We start from the raw sequence: 16,008 nt of genomic DNA, 5'->3' as shown, positions 1-16,008 counted from the left end.
AGGCAGCGGCGGTGACTTACGCTGCGGCGGGCGCACTCGTTCGCCGCAGCCACACCGTCACCGCCAGCCCAGCGCCACCCGGCCCGGGCGCCAGCGCAATCTGGCCGCCCATGCGATCCACGATCTGACGCACGATCGCCAGGCCCAGGCCGCTGCCCTGGGTCTGCGTGCCTTCCAGACGCGTGAAGCGTTCAAACACACGTGCATACGCCTCGGGCGGAATGCCGGGGCCGTTGTCGGTCACGGCCAGGATGGCCCAACCGTAGTCCGCCGACACCTGCACCGTCACGCGGCCGCCTTCCTGCGTGTAACGCACGGCGTTGTCGACGAGGTTGAACAGCAGGGCGGCAATGAGTGTGCGGTTGCCCGACGTCCACACGGGCTGCTCGGCGGGTTCGATGCCCAGATCGATCCGACGGCCATCGGCCAGCAGCGCGAGATCTTCCAGCACGGTGCGCGCCACCTGCGAGAGGTCGACCGCCTCGCTCGTCGCGGCCGATGCTTCGGCCTGTGACAGCAGCAGCAAGTCGTTGATGAGATCCGCCAGGTTGCGCGTGCTGGTTCGCGCGGCCTTCAGGACTTCGTGCAGCGCGGCATCTGCGTTGGTTTGCGCCGCCACCTGCATCTGCGTATCGAGAATCGCCAGCGGCGTGCGCATCTGGTGCGCTGCATCGGCAATGAAGCGCTTCTGCGTGATCGCGTTGTCGGCAATGCGCTGCAGGTATTGATTGAACGCCCCGGCAATCGGCTGCAGCTCGTGCTGCAAGCCATCGGGGTCGAGCGGCGCAAGGTCGGTGGGCGCGCGTGCCGACACGTTGCCGGCCAGCCGCAAGATCGGCCGCAGCTCCAACGTCAGGCCGATGAGGATCATCGCCAGCGCCAGCCCCACCAGCGCGAGCTGGCGCACGGTGCCAGGCCACCACAGCTGGCGGATCATCGCGTCACGACCGTTCATGGTTTGCGCGACACGCGTGACGACGCGTTCGGTACGGCCGGCGTCGTACATGGTTCGTACCACGGCGGCGACGTGCACGGGCTGGCCTTCCACGGTATCGGTGTAGGTACCGGCATCGGCCAGGCCCGCCGCGTCAAACGCCGGGCGCGTACCGAAGTCGAGCCGCCCGGCCAGCAGGCGACCGTGCTCGGTGCTGACCTGGTACGCCACCTGGTCGCGCACCGGGGTTTCCGGCGCGGCAAACACGGCCAGCGCCGCCGGCGGCACCGACACGCGCAGGCGGCCTTCGTCCCACTCGATCTGGCCGCTGATCATCTGTGCGGCCGTATCGAGCGCATGGAAGTGCACGAGATCGGCGTTGTGGCGTGCGGCGGCCAGGTCGAGCCAACCATCGGCCGCCACATAGACGACCAGCGGCAGTGCCAGCCACAACACCAGCCGCGCACGCAGGCTGCGCGCCCGCGCCGGGGCCTGCGCTGGCGCTTGGTCAGGACTGCGCGGCGGAGGCATCGCGCAGCAGGTAACCGAGGCCGCGCAGCGTAACGATGGTGGCAGCGGAATGCTCCAGCTTCTTGCGCAGGCGGTGGATGTAGATCTCAATGGCCTCGGGGCTGGCTTCGTCATCCATCCCGAACACGCCGTTCACCAGCGCCGGTTTGGACACGGTGCGCCCCAGCTTGAGCATCAGGATTTCAAGCACGGTGTGCTCGCGCGCGGGCAGCACCAGAGGCTGGCCGGCCAGATTGAAGGTGCGGCTGCCGGTGTGGTACGTGAGGTCGCCGCACTGCAGTTCGACGGACTGATCGGGCGCGCTGCGCCGCACCAGCACCTGGATGCGCGCGATCAGCTCGCGAATCTCGAACGGCTTGACGAGGTAGTCATCGGCGCCGGCACCCAGGCATGCGACCTTGTCGTCGATCCCGCCGCTCGCAGTGAGGATCAGCACCGGCACCGGGTTGCGGCGGCCCCGCAAACGTTGCAATACACCTTGCCCTGACAACGTGGGCAACTGCAGATCAAGCAGCACCACATCGTAGTGTTGCGTGAGCAACAGCGTGTCGGCGGATTCGCCATCGGTGGCGTGATCCACGGTGAACTGGGCGCGGCGCAGGGCTTCAGACAGCCAGTGCGCCAGCGGGGCGTTGTCTTCGATCAGGAGCAGCTTCATGCGAAAACAGCGCGTCCGAAAAATGAAAGCGATTTGTGGGTTGCCGCTTCCTAGAATGGTGGCGGCTGCCTACGCGCGCCGGAGGCGTCATTCACCAGATCCGGACCGCGCGATACCGATATCTACAAAAGAGCCGGAGACAACTCAATGGGTGTTTTTACCTGCAGGAGCGCTCGCGCACGCGGCGTCCGGGGCTGGATCACGCCGTGGCTCGCTGCCCTTCTGGCAGTGGCAACTTCGCATGCCCTCGCGCAAGACCCGGCGCGCCTGACGCTCATGGTCAGCGGCACCGCCAAGATGATCTACCTGCCCGCTACGCTGGCGCAGCGCCTGGGCTATTTCCGTGACGAAGGGCTCGATGTGGAACTGGTCTCGCAGCCCGCCGGCGTCGATGCGGAGAGTGAACTGCTCACCGGCTTTGCGCAAGGCGTGGTCGGGTTTTATGACCACACCATCGACCTGCAGGCCAAGGGCAAGGAAGTGCGCGCCATTGTCGTATTCAGTCAGGTGCCGGGCGAGGCGGAAGTCGTGTCGACACGGTTGCCGGCGACGGTACAGTCGATGCGTGACCTGCGCGGCCGCACGCTGGGCGTGACGGGGCTGGGCGCATCCACCAGCTTTCTCACGCGTTACCTGATGACGCAGCAGGGGCTGTCGGCCGGCGACTACACCATGCTGCCCGTCGGCGCTGAGCGCAGCTTCGTCACCGCGCTGCGCGGCGGCCGCATCGATGCCGGCATGACCACCGACCCGACGGTCTCGCGCCTTGTGCACAGCGGCGAAGCCCGCGTGCTGCTCGACCTGCGCACGCTGGAGAACACGCGTGCCGCGCTGGGCGGTTCGTATCCGGCCGCGTGTCTGTACCTGCAGACCGAATGGCTGGAAGCGCATCCGGACGTCGCCGCCAGACTGGCCCGCGCATTCGTGCACACCCTGCGCTACATGCGCACGCACGGTGCTGAAGATATTGCCGCCCGCATGCCGCCTGAATTCAGGCGCGATCATCCAGAGCTGTACACAAAAGCGCTTGCCGCCGCGTTGCCCACGTTCAGCACCGACGGACGCATGCCGGACGACGGCCCACCCACCGTCCTGCGCGTCCTCGCCGCCAGCAATGCCAACGCGCGCGACAAGCACATTGATCTCTCGCGCACCTATACCAACAGGTTTGTCGATCAGGTGCGCGAGCGCCGCTAGCTCAAACCAAACACTCGCTTAGAAGCGCGTGCGCATACCAACGCCGAACTCGGTCTGGCTGTTGTGGCCGTTGGTGCCGCCCACGATGTACTGATCCTTCAGCTTCATGTAGTCCGCCGCGACATAGAACTCCGTGCGCTTGGACACGTGGTAGAACACCGAGCCGTACAGCGTGTTCTTGCGGCCGCTGCCCGCTGCGGTGGCCCCCACCACGCTGGCATATGCGTTGAGCGTGTTGCCATCGGCGTTGAAGGCGGCGTTGTTGGCCTTCATGATCTGGTAGCCGATTTCATAGTCGAACGCGCCCGGGGGTGCCACCTTCAGCGACACGGTGTACGCGTTGTCGCTGCGGTTGCCGATCGCGGCCGGCTGCTCGCCGGTGTAGTGGAAGTAGCCGGCGTTGACGCGGAACATGCCCATGATCACGTTGCCGCCCACCGAGTACGAACGGTCCATGAAGCCGCCCACCTTGGCCTGTTGCGCGAAGCCCGCCAGATGGAAGTTGTCGCCGTTGTAGCCCAGTGCGAGCGACTCGGTGGTGCCTTGCGTGAACTGGCCCGGCACTTCGCCAAACTGATAGCCCAGGGCCGTCAGGAAGCGGCCGCCCCACATCTTCTTCCACACCACACCGTTGTTCATGCGCGTGCCGGTGGCGCTGCCTGCGTAGAAGATCAGTTGCTTGAAGTTATTGGTATTGGTGTAGCCGCCTTCGTCCAGACCGACTTTCGCACTGGTGTACGGGTCGCCGTAGATACCCGACACGTCACGGGCAATCGCGTTCTGGCGGCCAAAGGTCAGCTTGCCCAGCGATTCGCTCGACAGGCCCACCCAGGCATCGCGGTTGAACAGCACGCCCGGGGTGTCCATGTTGCCCGTCGGCGTTTCATATTCCGATTCCAGCTTGAAGATGGCCGACGTGCCGCCGCCCAGGTCTTCCTTGCCGGTCAGGCCCCAGCGGCTGCCCGAGAACCAGGGGATCTGGAAGCCGGTGGTGCGCGCGCCAGCAGCGTTGGTGTTGTTGACGGTGCTGATGGTGGTGTCGATCAGGCCGTAGAGCGTCACGTTCGACTGGGCATGGGCGGCGCCAGTGGCCAGCGTGGCCGCAGCGGCTGCTGTTGCCGCAAGGGCAAACTTGATGCGGGACATTGAAGTCTCCTTCCTTTGTGGGTGATGGTGTCCGGTCGTGATGCCGGCTTTGGGAAACGCGCAACAGCGGTTGGTCAGGCCGCCGATGCAATCGCTGGGCGAGCGTAGAAGGGGGCACCTTTCTGGAGCCTTTCGCGTCGGCGTAGGTGCAACGCTAGGGTCTACCCGCATTGGGACATGTGCAGAGGCGAGGGTTGTTGCGCCAGACAATGCAACGCATTGCAGCCCTGGCAATCGGCCTCGCGGTAGAGTGTCGAGTCGCCCCCATCTCAACTCCACCGGTCCTTTCCCATGCATCCGTCCCAAATGACCGGCCTGCAATTGCTGCAGGCCATGTCGCACGGTGATCTGCCGCGCGCGTCCATCAGCGAAACCATCCCGATGACGATGGATTCCATCGAAGCGGGCACCGTGCACTTCACCGCCCAAGCCGACAAGCGCCACCTCAATCCGCTGGGTGGTGTGCACGGCGGCTTTGCGGCGACGGTGCTGGATTCCGTGACGGGCTGCGCCGTGCATTCGATGCTCGAAGCCGGCGTCGGTTACGGCACGGTCGACTTGAACGTGAAGATGGTGAAGGCCGTGCCGGTGGATACGCCGCTGGTGGCCGTTGGACGCGTGCTGCATGTCTCGCGCACGATCGGCGTGTCGGAAGGCACGCTCAAAACGCAGGACGGCACATTGCTGGCGCATGCCACCGCAACGTGTGTGATCCGCCGTCCGTAAATCCGATTGACCTGGAGCACCTGATGTCTGAACCGCTGCAAACCCTGTCCGACTTGTCTGCGAAAACCACCGCGCTGGTGCTGATCGACCTGCAACGCGGCATCCTGCCGTTTGCGCAGGGGCCGTACACGGCCGAGCAGGTATTGGGCGCGTCTGCACAGCTCGCCAAGCGCTTTCGCGAGCTGGGTGCGCCCGTGGTGCTGGTGCGTGTGGGCTGGGCGGCCGACTACGCCGATGCGCCGCGCCAGCCCGTCGACCGCCCCGCGCCCACACAGCCGGGCGGCCTGCCGCCGCAATGGTGGGAACAACCGGCCGAGCTGGAAGTGGCGGCCACCGACATCCAGATCACCAAGCGCCAGTGGGGCGCGTTCTACGGCACCGAACTCGATCTGCAACTGCGCCGTCGCGGCATCACCACCATCGTGCTGGGCGGTATCTCGACGCACGTGGGCGTGGAATCGACCGCGCGCGCCGCGTGGGAACACGGCTACGCGCTGGTGCTGGCCGAAGATGCGATGAGCTCGAACGATGCGGCGATGCATCGATCGTCGGTGGAGAACGTGTTCCCGCGACTGGGCCGCGTACGCGACACGCAGACCATCCTGGCGGCGCTGACGGCCTGAACGTTCAGGCGCCGTCCTCAACCGGCACGTACAGCACCATGCGCAGGCGCGGGTCTTCCATCACCGGCAGGCCGATATAGTCGTAGCGGACGACCTTGCCGCCGGGCGTGCGGATCAGCTTGTGCTCCGCGCGCTGGGCGCGCACTTCGTGCTGGCGCCACCACGTATCGAACTCGCGGCTGCTGCTGCGCAGCCGGTCGACCAGCGCCACGAGCACCGGGTCGTCTGCGTGCGGATCGTACACCGCGCGAAACTTCGCCAGCATGCGCCGCGCCTCGTTTTCCCACTCGACAAAACGCTCGCGCGCATTGGCGTACAAAAACATGTAGACCAGCGAGTTGCGGTCTTCGGGCGGCATCGTGCCGAAATCCATGAAGAGCTGCGAGGTCGCCTCGTTCCAGCACAGGAGTTCGGTGCGGTAGCTGCGCACGTGAGCGGGCAAAACCATGCCGGCAACGGCGCGGCGCAAGACATCGGGCACCGCTTCGGCGGCCGAACGCCCGGTCGCCGCCGCAGTAAAGACCGATTCCGCGCGCGCCAGGCCACGCATGTGCGCGCGCTCATCCGAAGACAGCTTCAGTGCGCGCCCGATCGCCTCGATGGTCGCCACCGAGGGCCGCACGTCGCGCCCCTGCTCGATGCGCACATACCAATCGATGCTGATGTTGGCCAACTGCGCGACTTCTTCCCTGCGCAGGCCAGCGGTGCGGCGGCGCCCGCTGCCTTCGGGCAGCCCCACGTCCTGCGGACGCAGGTGGCTGCGGCGGCTGCGCAGGAATTCGCCCAGCTCGTTGCGCGGCGCGGCAGGGAAGGGGGCAAGGTCGGCGGTGAAATCGTCCATGGGGGCATTACACACGACAGCGCGTGAAGGTGGGAGGGACAACCCAATCCTAGGTTAATCCTAGCTCTGCATCGAATCGGCTCGCGCACCTACGCTGCGTTCATCCCTCTCTCCGGAGCCGATCGTGACCCAAGTTTCTTCTGCCCCCTCAGTATCCGAACCCCGCCGCTGGCTCGCCTTTGGTGTGATGGTGACGGCGCAATTCATGTTCATCGTCGATGCGTTCATTGCCAATGTGGCGATCCCGAGCATCCGCACGAGCCTGCACGCCACACCCGCGCAACTGGAGGCGGTGCTGGCGGTGTACCAGCTTGGCTACGCGATTCTGCTCATCACCGGCGGCCGCCTGGGCGATCTGTTCGGGCGCAGGCGCGTGTTCCTGTTTGGCCTCATGGCCTTTACCGCCACCTCGGCCGGCTGCGGGCTGGCGGGCAGTGCGGCGGCGCTGATTGCATGGCGCTTTGCGCAAGGCCTGTCGGCCGCGATGATGGTGCCGCAAGTGCTGGCGAGCGTGCAGGCGCTCTTTGCCGGCGCCGAGCGTGACCGCGCGCTGTCGATCTTCGGCCTGGTGATGGGCACCGGCGGCGCGGCCGGGCTGCTGGTGGGCGGCGCACTCACCAGCGCCGACATCGCCGGGCTGGGCTGGCGCTCGGCCTTCCTGATCAACGTGCCGGTTGGGTTGACTGCCGCGCTGCTGGGCTGGCGCTGGATTCCGCACCCGAGCGCCAACGCAGCGAAGGTGCATCTCGATACAGCCGGCGTGGCGTGGATGGCCGTGAGCGTGGCTGCCGTGCTGGTGCCGCTGCTGTTCGGCCGCGAACTGCACTGGCCGGTGTGGACCCTGGCATTGCTTGTCGTAGGCGTGCTGGGCATGGCCACGTTCCAGCAACTTGAAGCCCGTGTCGATCGTGCCGGCGGTACGCCGCTGCTGCCGCCCACCTTGCTGCGGCATCGCGCCTTCATGACGGGCCTGACGGCGTCTGCGCTGCACTACATCGGGATGATGGCGTTCTTCCTGGTGCTGACCCTGTATCTGCAAAACGGTCGGCAGCTGTCTGCGGTGCGCATGGGGGTTGCCATCCTGCCGCTGGCCATCACGTTTCTGATCACGTCGCGGGTAGCCAATGCCTTGGTGCGGCGCTATGGTGTCCGCGCCCTGCTGGCAGGCCTCGGCCTGATGGCGCTGGGCTTGCTGGCATTGCTGTCGGGTTTCGGCACGGAGTGGGCGCATCCCGCCACGCCGAGCATGGCGCGCATCGGCATTGCGGTGGCGCTGTACGGGGCCGGGCAAGGCCTGGTCGTCGTCCCGTTGATCGGCCTGGTGCTGACTGGTGTCGTGCGTACGCAGGCAGGCGCCGCAGCAGGCCTGCTGATTACCGCACAGCAATTGGCGGGCGCACTGGGCGTCGCCTGCATCGGCGGGCTGTATTTCAACTTTGCCGCTGCCGGCGGTGCCAACGGCATGGCGCACGGCACGATGGCGGGATGCATCGCCATGCTGGCAGCGCTTGGCGCAGCGGCCATCGGCTTTGCGCGACTGGCCGCACAGCAGCGGCAACTGGCCGCCGCTGGCGCTGCAAGCCCTGCCTGAACCACGCTATCAAACCACCCCCGACATTCGATACTCGGGCGCGCGACACAAGCGCGCCCCTGTGCATTGATCGGCCCCGGCGGAGGTTCCAAACTCCCGCGCGATGCGCTTGGCATCGTTCGCCTCCTTCCCGCATGACCACTGTGTCCCACCTTCGTACCGCGGCTTCGGCCGCGTCCGCTGCACCATCCCTGGCGCGCCGCATCGTCGCGGAGGGGCTCGGTACGGCCTTGTTGATTGCGGTGGTGATCGGCACCGGCATCCACGCAAGCCGGCTCTCCGGCGGCGATGCCACGTGGACGCTGCTGGCGCAATCACTGGCGGGTGGCGCTGGTCTGCTGGCACTGCTGACGGTGTTCGCGCCGGTGTCTGGGGCGCACCTGAACCCGGCGGTCACGCTGTCGACGTTGCTGCGGGGCGGCTTGCGTGGGCATGAGGCGCTGGCCTATCTGGCTGCACAGGCCTTGGGCGCCGCGCTGGGTGTGGCCGCTGCGCACGCCATGTTCGGCATGCCGGCGTGGGCGCCGGGCACGCATGCCACCACGGGGCCTGCACTGTGGTGGAGCGAAGCGCTGGCAACGTTCGGACTGATCGGCGTGGGCATCGCATGCGGGCGTCACGCGCCGAAGCAATTGCCGCTGGTGGTGGCCGCCTATATTGCGGCGGGGTACTGGTTCACGTCGTCGTCATCGTTGGCCAACCCGGCATTGGCCTTTGCCTGCGCACTGACCGACGGCCCCTCCGGCATCCGCCCCGGCGATGTCCCGGGCTACATGCTGGCGCAACTGGTCGGCGCGCTGCTGGCAACGCCGTCGTTCAGTTGGCTGATGGGCGTGGAAGCGCCGCCCGCGCAAGGATCCAGCACCGCCATCGCGCCGGCTCAAGCCGTGCCGATGCACCGCCAGGCAAGCTGACGCTGGACGCTCAGCGGAGCGCTGTCAGCCCGCTGGCGCGGGCGTACTGGAAAAGATCGATCTCGCGCGCCAGGCCAAGCTTGCGCAGTGCCACAGCCTTTTGCGTGCTGACGGTCTTCACGCTCGAACCGAGCATGAGCGCTATGTCGGACACGGCCGCGCCGCCCGCATACAGGCGAAGCACTTCGCGCTCTCGCGCGCTCAGCCGCTCGAACGCATCGCGTTCGTTGGACCCGAGGCCCGTGTCTTCCAGGATGCGGGGGCTGTCATAGCGCACACCGCGCGCGGCCGCCATGACGGCGTGCCCGACATGAACAAAATCATCGTTCTTGCTGACAATGCCAGCCACGCCAATCTGCCGCATGGCGCGCAGCAGCGCCGGGTTGTGGACCATCGTGCAGACGACGATGCCGCACCTGGGATGCTGCTTGCGCAGGCGTGCCAGCAATTGCATGCCATCGAAGGCCGGTTCGCCACCCAGGTTGTAGTCCGTCACGATGACGTTGCTGTCGACGGACGTGAGCACCTGCATCAGCTCGCGCCCGTCGTGCGCCTGCGCGACGACCTGCTGCTGTGGAAACTGCCCAATGGCCGCGGCCAGCCCCATGAGGATCACCGGATGATCGTCCGCCAGCACGACCGAGAGGACAGGGCACATGCGCACGCCGTCAGGCCGGGCGCGTCGCCGGGGAAGACTTGGCCGGCGTGACGAGCAACAGGGTGGAAGAGATCGGAGCCGTCATGGAGGTCAGGAGCACCGCTGAAAGGAGCCGGTACCTTACTCACCGGATATGCCCTGCGGGATCAGACTTTTCTTACTTTGGCGCCGCGTAACCTTTCGGGGCAGAAGCTGCTTTTATCTGGGTTGAGAGAAACTGAATGGCCCTGCAGCGTTTGTACTTATGCCGCCGCCTGCACGTGTGCGAGAAACGCGGTGACAGACAGCGGGGCCGCCCACAGATAGCCTTGGCCCGTCGCACAGCCCAGCGCGCGCAACGTCTGGCGCTGTGCTTCAGTTTCCACGCCTTCGGCAATGCACTCTAGATGCAGCGTGCGCGCCAGTTCGATCATCGTGCGGCAGATCACGCCGCGCTGGCTGGTCTGGTCCACCGCGGCGGTAAACGAGCGATCGATCTTCAGGATGGTGAAGGGCAGGTCGGCGAGCAGCTTGAGCGTGGCAATGCCCACACCAAAATCGTCGATGGCCAGCGGATGGCCCAGCAGGCGCAGGCGGTTGAGTGCGATGGTGAGTTGCGTGGCATCGTGCACGGGCGAATCCTCCGTCAGCTCGATGGCGATGGCGGCCGGCGCAATGCGGGCCTCGCGCACGATGGCTTCGATGCGCTCGATGGTGCCGGCGCGGCTGAGCGTCTGCGCAGACGCATTCACGCCGATCGAAACGGGATATGCATGCGCGGCCAGCGCGTGCTGCACGCGCACGCAATGCTCCAGCACATGGAAGAACAGGCCATCAGCCAGCCCGAGCGCCTCCAGGCGCGGCACGAACGCCGCAGGCGACACACGCCCATGCAGCGGATGCATCCAGCGGCAGAGCGCCTCGGCGCCGGCAATCTGGTTGGTGGCCAGATCGTGCTGGGGTTGGAATACGACCTCGATCTGTTCAGGCGTTTCTTGGATGAGCGCGGCCAGCTCGTCGTCGGAAAATTGCGGCAAGACAGCGGCTGCAGCCGGTGCTCCGTCCCGCTCCCGCGCGGCGGCTTCTTCCAGCAGCGGCAGCACGTGTGCCGGGCGTAGCGGCTTGTGCACGCCGCGCGTGCGCGTCAAGCCGATCGCATCGGCCAGGCTGATGTGCGACTCGACGATCGGCGCGTCCATCGCGCTGACCCACGCCCACACAGGCGCCTGTCGCGGAAAGACGTGGCCGCCGCGCAGGTGCATCTGCTCCATCAGTTCGGGGCCGTTCATGCCGGGCATGTCGATGTCGCACAGCACGAGATCGACGTGGCAAAGCTGGAGGAGGTAGAGCGCCTCGCGGCCGTCGCAGGCGGTCAGGATCTGCTGCACACCCAGCGTATGGAGCAGTTGCCGGGCCGCGGCCCGTTGCACGGGGTGGTCGTCCACCACCAGCACGGCGAGTTGCGCGAAACCTTCCATCGGCCAGTCCTTGTTGTTGTAGGGATCGGAGGCAAGGCGCATCTCGCTTGCGCTGTGTGACGCCGCCGTCAGCCGCCATTGAAGCACCGGCCACGCGCCTTGTCAGGCGAAGTCGATGCGCGGCGACAGAAAAAACAAAGCCCGCGCAGCTTTTCAACTGCGCGGGCCTTGAGCGATTCCCCCAACCTTTTGAGCTTCCGGCGCCGGTGTCGACGGCGTCGGGATGGAGGAAATCGTGCCCGAAAAAAATGAAGCCCGCAACAGGGGCGGGCTCAAAAGGGGGGGAGTGCTCTCTAAAGAGAGAGCAAGGTGAAGTTTAGTGGAGGGGGTGAAGTCAGACTGTCCGGGGTTGGCCGAAAGGCTTGTAGGACAAAAGCTGACGATATTTCGCGATGTTAGCCGCACAAAGCAGGCGGTTACGCGCACATTCGACACGTTGACGTGATTCAAGCAGCGCTTTGCCTTTTTCCTACCGAGAGACGTGTAGGTGTTCGAGGGGCGACTCGAAGCGCACGCTTGAAAAATCGTCGCTCGTTGCTATCGGGCAACGTCGCTGAGCAAAACGCGCAGAAAAATTGAGAATTCAGGGTAGCCGGAACCGGCTGAGATGCAAGGCGGCCAGAAGAACAGCAAAAGCCGCGCGCCAAAGAAAAAAGCCCGAGCACCAGGTGCTCGGGCCACAATCCACCAAGGAGGGTGGAGGAGACAGTTCCTACTATAGCGAATCGTTTGTTGCGTTGCAATAACGTAGAACTACTTAATGTAACGAGAAGCTACAAGCGTTGCCGCAACGCCACGCGTGACGAAAACGATTGCATCTGTCACACGATGACGCAGCGCAGCAAAACAACGCGGCGCGCTAAAAAACTCTTCCAGCTCCAAACCTGCCGCGCCTCACTCGCGGGACAATCCGCGAAAGTAACCGCTGACTTAGCGCCTGCTGCTTAAAACGCCGGCAGGATTGCACCCTTGAACTGCGTGTCGATGAACTTGCGCACGTCTTCCGATTGGTAGGCGTGCACCAGCGTCTTCACCCACGGCTGGTTCTTGTCTTTTTCGCGCACGGCGATCAGGTTGGCATAGGGCCCCTGGCGATCTTCCAGTGCGATGGCGTCCTTGGCCGGCGTCAGGCCGTTCTTGACCGCGTAGTCGGTGTTGATCGAAGCGGCGTCCAGGTCATCCAGCGAGCGCGGCAGTTGCGCCGAATCCAGCTCGATCAGCTTGATCTTCTTCGGGTTCTCGACCACGTCACGCGGTGTCGCATTGTTGCCGTTCGTGCCGGCGCCCGCCTTGAGCTTGATCACGCCCGCCTTCTGCAGCAGAAGCAGCGCGCGGTTGCCGTTGGACGGATCGTTCTGGATGCCGACCTTGGCGCCTTCCTTGAGCTGGGCAAGTGACTTGATCTTCTTCGAGTAAAAGCCCATCGGCGCCACGTAGGTCAGCCCGACGTTGACGATCTTGTAGCCGCGCGCCTTGATCTGGCCATCGAGGAAGGGCTGATGCTGGAAGCCGTTGGCGTCCAGGTCGCCCGAATCCAGTGCGGGGTTGGGCTGAGCGTAGTCGTTGAACTCGATGATCTTGACGTCCAGGCCGTCCTTTTTGGCGACCTTCTGCACGACTTCCCAGATTTGCGCATCGGGGCCGCTCATGGTGCCGAGCTTGATCTGCTTGGTATCGGCATTGGCGGCGGTAGCGACGGCAAAGGCAATGGCCGGTACGGCCACGCGCGCAAGGCGGGAGAACAAAGACATGGAGAAACCTCGTGGATCTTGTCGTGAATGAAATCCGCCCGCGGGTAGCGGGCATGTGACGAAATCCTGTCATAGCGGCGAACGTAACCGAACGACTTTTTCGGCATGTCCATATGCCCAACTACGGTGCAGCTAGGCGAGGGGCTCGGCGTCTTCCACAGGCGGCGGCTCGGCAGCGGGCAGGGCGATGACGAAGCACGCGCCGCCATCGGCCGGCGCCTCCACCCAGATGCTGCCGTGATGCGCGCTGACGATGGCCTCGCACACCGCCAGGCCCAGGCCGACGCCGGTGGTGGCCGATTCCTTCTCGCCGCGCGTGAACTTCTCGAAGATGGTGCGCACCGAGCCCGCCGGCACGCCGGGCCCGTGGTCGCGCACACGCAGGTGCAATTCGTTGCCGCGCGCTTCGTCGTGGGCGATCTCGCCCGAGATGCGCACCTCGGTGCCGGCCGGCGCAAATTTGCCCGCGTTCTCCAGCAGATTCGACAGCACACGCTCCATCAACGGCCCATCGCAGCGAATGAGCGGCAGGGCCGCGAGGTTATCCACAACCACACGATGATCGGGCAGCGGATTCGCCTGCAGCGCCGCCCCAACCAGCTCTTCGATCGATTGCCACTCCTGCCGCAGCTTGACGTCCTGATTCTGCAGGCGCGCCATGTCGAGCAGATTGGTGACCATCGTGCGCATGCGCTGCGCCTGCTGGCCGATTGCAGCGGCAGCTTCAGCCTGCAGCGCAGGCAGGGGTGGCTGCGTGCGCAACAGTGTCTCAGCCATCCCCACCAGCCCGGTGAGCGGCGTGCGCAAATCGTGCGACACGGCGGCCAGCAGCGAATTGCGCAGCCGCTCCGATTCAATGCGCACCAGGGCGTCGCGGGCCACTTCCACGTAATGCACGCGCTCGATGGCAATGGCGATGAGCGTGGCGCAGGCGTCGATCTGGCGGCGGTTGTCGGGCTGTGCGAGCACGTGGAAGGTTTCGGGCTCCACGGCCAGCACACCGCGAATCGCCATCGGCGCCTTCAAGGGCAGATACAGCACCGAGCCCGACGGCAGCGTGTGCGTGCCCGTGCCGGCAGGCTGGCCGTGCTGATACGTCCAATCGGCCAGCACGCGGTCAAGATTCGGCATGCCGGACGGTGCATCGGTGCTGCCTTCCGGCTTGGCGACCTGCGGCGCACCAAGCCGTCCATCGAGTCCGACGAAGAAGAACGCGCAGCGCCCGCCAAACGTCGCGTTGACGAAGCGCCCACCGATGCTGACGATCTGGTCCAGCGTGAGCGCGGCGGACAACTCCCGTGCGGCCTCATACAGCGCATGTGCGGCCGCCTCGCGCTGCACCGCCACCTCGGCTTGTTCACGCAAGCCCGCCGTCAACTGGCCCACCAGCATGCCCACGGCCAGCATCACCGCAAACGTCAGCAGGTACTGCACGTCGCTCACGGCAAAGGAATAACGTGGCGGCACGAAGAAGAAATCGAACAGCGCCACCGACAGCACCGACGCCAGCGCCGCCGGCCCGCGCCCATGGCGCATCGCCACCGCCACCACGGCGGCCAAGAACAGCATGACGATGTTGGCCAGGTCGAACACCGGCCGCACGAGGCTGGACAGCGCCGTCGCCACGCCCACGTACACGCACGCGGCCACATACGCCGGCTGGAGCCAACCCGCCTGGGCATCCGCTGCACGCTGCGCTTCGCTGCGCACGTCAGCACGGCCAATGTCCGCCGCGCGCGGCGGCAACTGGATATGCGCCGGGTCCGCCGCCGCACGGATCACGTCGACCTCGGGGCAATGCCGCGCCAGCGCTTCGGCAAAGTCACCGCTCGGCAGGCGGCGCTCCAGCCCGATCGCCAATCGCAGCGCAACCACGATGGCGCGCGCCGATCGCCAGCGCTTCTCCGGCGGCCGCCCGATCACCGCCTTGGTGATGTTGTGGCGGCGGATATAGCCGGTGATCGCCTCGACGGCGTTGGTGCCGGCCAGCGTTTCCACACGCGCACCCGCGTCTTCGGCCAGCTTGAGCAACGCGTGCAGGCGCTCGGCGCGCGCATCGGCGGCGCGCAGATGCGGCATCACCACGGCCACGGCATGCCAGTCGCATTCCAGTTGCGCGGCCAGGCGCGCGGCACTGCGGATAACCTGTTCGCTATCGCCCTGCGGGTCCAGGCAGGCGACGACGGTCTCGCGGGTGCGCCAGACGTTTTCAATGCGGCGCGCACGGCGGTAGGCCTGCACGTCGTCGTCCACACGGTCGGCGGTGCGGCGCAGGGCAAGTTCGCGCAGCGCGATGAGGTTGCCCTTGCGGAAGAAATTGCGCGCCGCATGCTGCGCCTGCTCGGGCATATAGACCTTGCCCTCGGCCAGGCGGCGCAGCAGTTCATCGGCGGGCAGGTCGACGAGGATGACTTCGTTGGCCGCATCGAACACCGCATCCGGCACGGTTTCCCACACGCGGATGCCGGTGATGCTGCCGACGGCCTCGTTCAGGCTATCGAGGTGCTGGACGTTGACGGTGGTCCAGACGTCGATGCCAGCAGCGAGCAAATCCTCAATGTCCTGCCAGCGCTTCGGGTGGCGCGAACCTGCCACGTTGGAGTGCGCAAGTTCGTCGACGAGGATGAGCGCGGGCCGGCGGGCTAGCGCGGCATCCAGATCGAACTCGGGCAGCGTGCGGCCCTTGTATTCGATCTGGCGGGTGGGGAGGTGTTCGAGGTCTGCGACCAGCGCGGCGGTTTCGGCGCGGCCGTGGGTTTCCACCAGGCCGATGACGGCGTCGATGCCGGCGGCGCGGGCGGCTTTTGCTGCAGCCAGCATCGCGTAGGTTTTGCCTACGCCGGCCGAGGCGCCGAAATAGATGCGGAGTTTGCCGCGGGCAGCGTGCTCCTTGCCGGATTGGAGTTCGGCTAGGAGTTGGTCTGGGTTGGGGCGCTGGTCGGCTGGCATGGTTTGTATTTTGGGTGCTTTTTGTTCTTGTG

13 protein-coding genes are annotated in these 16,008 nt (G+C 65.9%); 5 read left to right on the top strand and 8 right to left on the bottom strand.

From position 1 onward, the window contains the following. Window positions 1-16: 16 nt before the first annotated feature. Window positions 17-1,465 (bottom strand): sensor histidine kinase, encoded by a 1,449-nt coding sequence (locus ACTJK6_RS22350; protein ID WP_316870449.1) that lies wholly within the window; start codon window positions 1,463-1,465, stop codon window positions 17-19. Beyond that, on the bottom strand, window positions 1,443-2,123 hold the full coding sequence (locus tag ACTJK6_RS22345; RefSeq protein WP_232041476.1) for a response regulator: 681 nt from the start codon (window positions 2,121-2,123) through the stop codon (window positions 1,443-1,445). The genes ACTJK6_RS22350 and ACTJK6_RS22345 overlap by 23 nt, the downstream gene beginning before the upstream one ends. Window positions 2,124-2,270: 147 nt before the next feature. Between ACTJK6_RS22345 and ACTJK6_RS22340 the strand changes: the two genes are divergently transcribed. After that, on the top strand, window positions 2,271-3,320 hold the full coding sequence (locus tag ACTJK6_RS22340; RefSeq protein ID WP_260803647.1) for an ABC transporter substrate-binding protein: 1,050 nt from the start codon (window positions 2,271-2,273) through the stop codon (window positions 3,318-3,320). An 18-nt stretch (window positions 3,321-3,338) separates the two neighbouring features. Here ACTJK6_RS22340 and ACTJK6_RS22335 read toward each other — a convergent pair whose 3' ends face one another. Further along, window positions 3,339-4,466 carry a porin gene (locus ACTJK6_RS22335; protein WP_440840207.1) on the bottom strand — a complete coding sequence of 376 codons (1,128 nt, stop codon included), beginning with the start codon at window positions 4,464-4,466 and terminating at the stop codon, window positions 3,339-3,341. A gap of 291 nt (window positions 4,467-4,757) precedes the next feature. Between ACTJK6_RS22335 and ACTJK6_RS22330 the strand changes: the two genes are divergently transcribed. Further along, window positions 4,758-5,192, top strand: a complete 435-nt coding sequence (locus tag ACTJK6_RS22330; RefSeq protein ID WP_232041473.1) for a PaaI family thioesterase — start codon at window positions 4,758-4,760, stop codon at window positions 5,190-5,192. Window positions 5,193-5,215: 23 nt separating this feature from the next. After that, the gene (locus ACTJK6_RS22325; protein WP_433865827.1) at window positions 5,216-5,815 is read left to right on the top strand and encodes a hydrolase; all 600 of its coding nucleotides are present in this window, start codon (window positions 5,216-5,218) and stop codon (window positions 5,813-5,815) included. Between the two features lie 4 nt (window positions 5,816-5,819). On the opposite strand, the gene ACTJK6_RS22320 is transcribed toward ACTJK6_RS22325, so the two are convergent. Then, window positions 5,820-6,656, bottom strand: coding sequence for a helix-turn-helix transcriptional regulator (locus tag ACTJK6_RS22320; RefSeq protein ID WP_260803643.1), 837 nt, complete (start codon window positions 6,654-6,656; stop codon window positions 5,820-5,822). 124 nt (window positions 6,657-6,780) lie between these two features. Between ACTJK6_RS22320 and ACTJK6_RS22315 the strand changes: the two genes are divergently transcribed. Then, window positions 6,781-8,247, top strand: coding sequence for an MFS transporter (locus ACTJK6_RS22315; RefSeq protein ID WP_440840206.1), 1,467 nt, complete (start codon window positions 6,781-6,783; stop codon window positions 8,245-8,247). 134 nt (window positions 8,248-8,381) lie between these two features. Then, window positions 8,382-9,161, top strand: a complete 780-nt coding sequence (locus ACTJK6_RS22310) for an aquaporin (RefSeq protein ID WP_440840205.1) — start codon at window positions 8,382-8,384, stop codon at window positions 9,159-9,161. Between the two features lie 10 nt (window positions 9,162-9,171). Here the strand turns inward: ACTJK6_RS22310 and ACTJK6_RS22305 are convergent, their stop codons facing one another. The 4 genes from ACTJK6_RS22305 to ACTJK6_RS22290 form a co-directional block, all read right to left on the bottom strand. Further along, on the bottom strand, window positions 9,172-9,819 hold the full coding sequence (locus tag ACTJK6_RS22305) for a response regulator transcription factor (RefSeq protein WP_260803641.1): 648 nt from the start codon (window positions 9,817-9,819) through the stop codon (window positions 9,172-9,174). A 242-nt stretch (window positions 9,820-10,061) separates the two neighbouring features. Continuing rightward, on the bottom strand, window positions 10,062-11,276 hold the full coding sequence (locus ACTJK6_RS22300; protein WP_322017219.1) for an EAL domain-containing response regulator: 1,215 nt from the start codon (window positions 11,274-11,276) through the stop codon (window positions 10,062-10,064). A gap of 944 nt (window positions 11,277-12,220) precedes the next feature. After that, window positions 12,221-13,027 (bottom strand): MetQ/NlpA family ABC transporter substrate-binding protein, encoded by an 807-nt coding sequence (locus ACTJK6_RS22295; RefSeq protein ID WP_232041467.1) that lies wholly within the window; start codon window positions 13,025-13,027, stop codon window positions 12,221-12,223. 132 nt (window positions 13,028-13,159) lie between these two features. Further along, window positions 13,160-15,976 (bottom strand): DUF4118 domain-containing protein, encoded by a 2,817-nt coding sequence (locus tag ACTJK6_RS22290; RefSeq protein WP_440840204.1) that lies wholly within the window; start codon window positions 15,974-15,976, stop codon window positions 13,160-13,162. Window positions 15,977-16,008: the final 32 nt, after the last annotated feature.

The organism is Ralstonia sp. 22086 (assembly GCF_052045975.1).
GTDB lineage: Bacteria > Pseudomonadota > Gammaproteobacteria > Burkholderiales > Burkholderiaceae > Ralstonia > Ralstonia wenshanensis.
Note: the sequence above shows the minus strand (reverse complement) of the source record. Positions and strands in the feature narration are given on the sequence as shown.

What these genes read in the sequence shown, in the direction of transcription:
- ACTJK6_RS22330 (WP_232041473.1), top strand. Translation starts at nt 4,758, where the DNA reads ATGCATCCGTCCCAAATGACCGGCCTGCAATTGCTGCAGGCCATGTCG.
- ACTJK6_RS22305 (WP_260803641.1), bottom strand. Translation starts at nt 9,819, where the DNA reads ATGTGCCCTGTCCTCTCGGTCGTGCTGGCGGACGATCATCCGGTGATC.
- ACTJK6_RS22325 (WP_433865827.1), top strand. Translation starts at nt 5,216, where the DNA reads ATGTCTGAACCGCTGCAAACCCTGTCCGACTTGTCTGCGAAAACCACC.
- ACTJK6_RS22295 (WP_232041467.1), bottom strand. Translation starts at nt 13,027, where the DNA reads ATGTCTTTGTTCTCCCGCCTTGCGCGCGTGGCCGTACCGGCCATTGCC.
- ACTJK6_RS22320 (WP_260803643.1), bottom strand. Translation starts at nt 6,656, where the DNA reads ATGGACGATTTCACCGCCGACCTTGCCCCCTTCCCTGCCGCGCCGCGC.
- ACTJK6_RS22350 (WP_316870449.1), bottom strand. Translation starts at nt 1,465, where the DNA reads ATGCCTCCGCCGCGCAGTCCTGACCAAGCGCCAGCGCAGGCCCCGGCG.
- ACTJK6_RS22300 (WP_322017219.1), bottom strand. Translation starts at nt 11,276, where the DNA reads ATGGAAGGTTTCGCGCAACTCGCCGTGCTGGTGGTGGACGACCACCCC.
- ACTJK6_RS22310 (WP_440840205.1), top strand. Translation starts at nt 8,382, where the DNA reads ATGACCACTGTGTCCCACCTTCGTACCGCGGCTTCGGCCGCGTCCGCT.
- ACTJK6_RS22290 (WP_440840204.1), bottom strand. Translation starts at nt 15,976, where the DNA reads ATGCCAGCCGACCAGCGCCCCAACCCAGACCAACTCCTAGCCGAACTC.
- ACTJK6_RS22340 (WP_260803647.1), top strand. Translation starts at nt 2,271, where the DNA reads ATGGGTGTTTTTACCTGCAGGAGCGCTCGCGCACGCGGCGTCCGGGGC.
- ACTJK6_RS22345 (WP_232041476.1), bottom strand. Translation starts at nt 2,123, where the DNA reads ATGAAGCTGCTCCTGATCGAAGACAACGCCCCGCTGGCGCACTGGCTG.
- ACTJK6_RS22335 (WP_440840207.1), bottom strand. Translation starts at nt 4,466, where the DNA reads ATGTCCCGCATCAAGTTTGCCCTTGCGGCAACAGCAGCCGCTGCGGCC.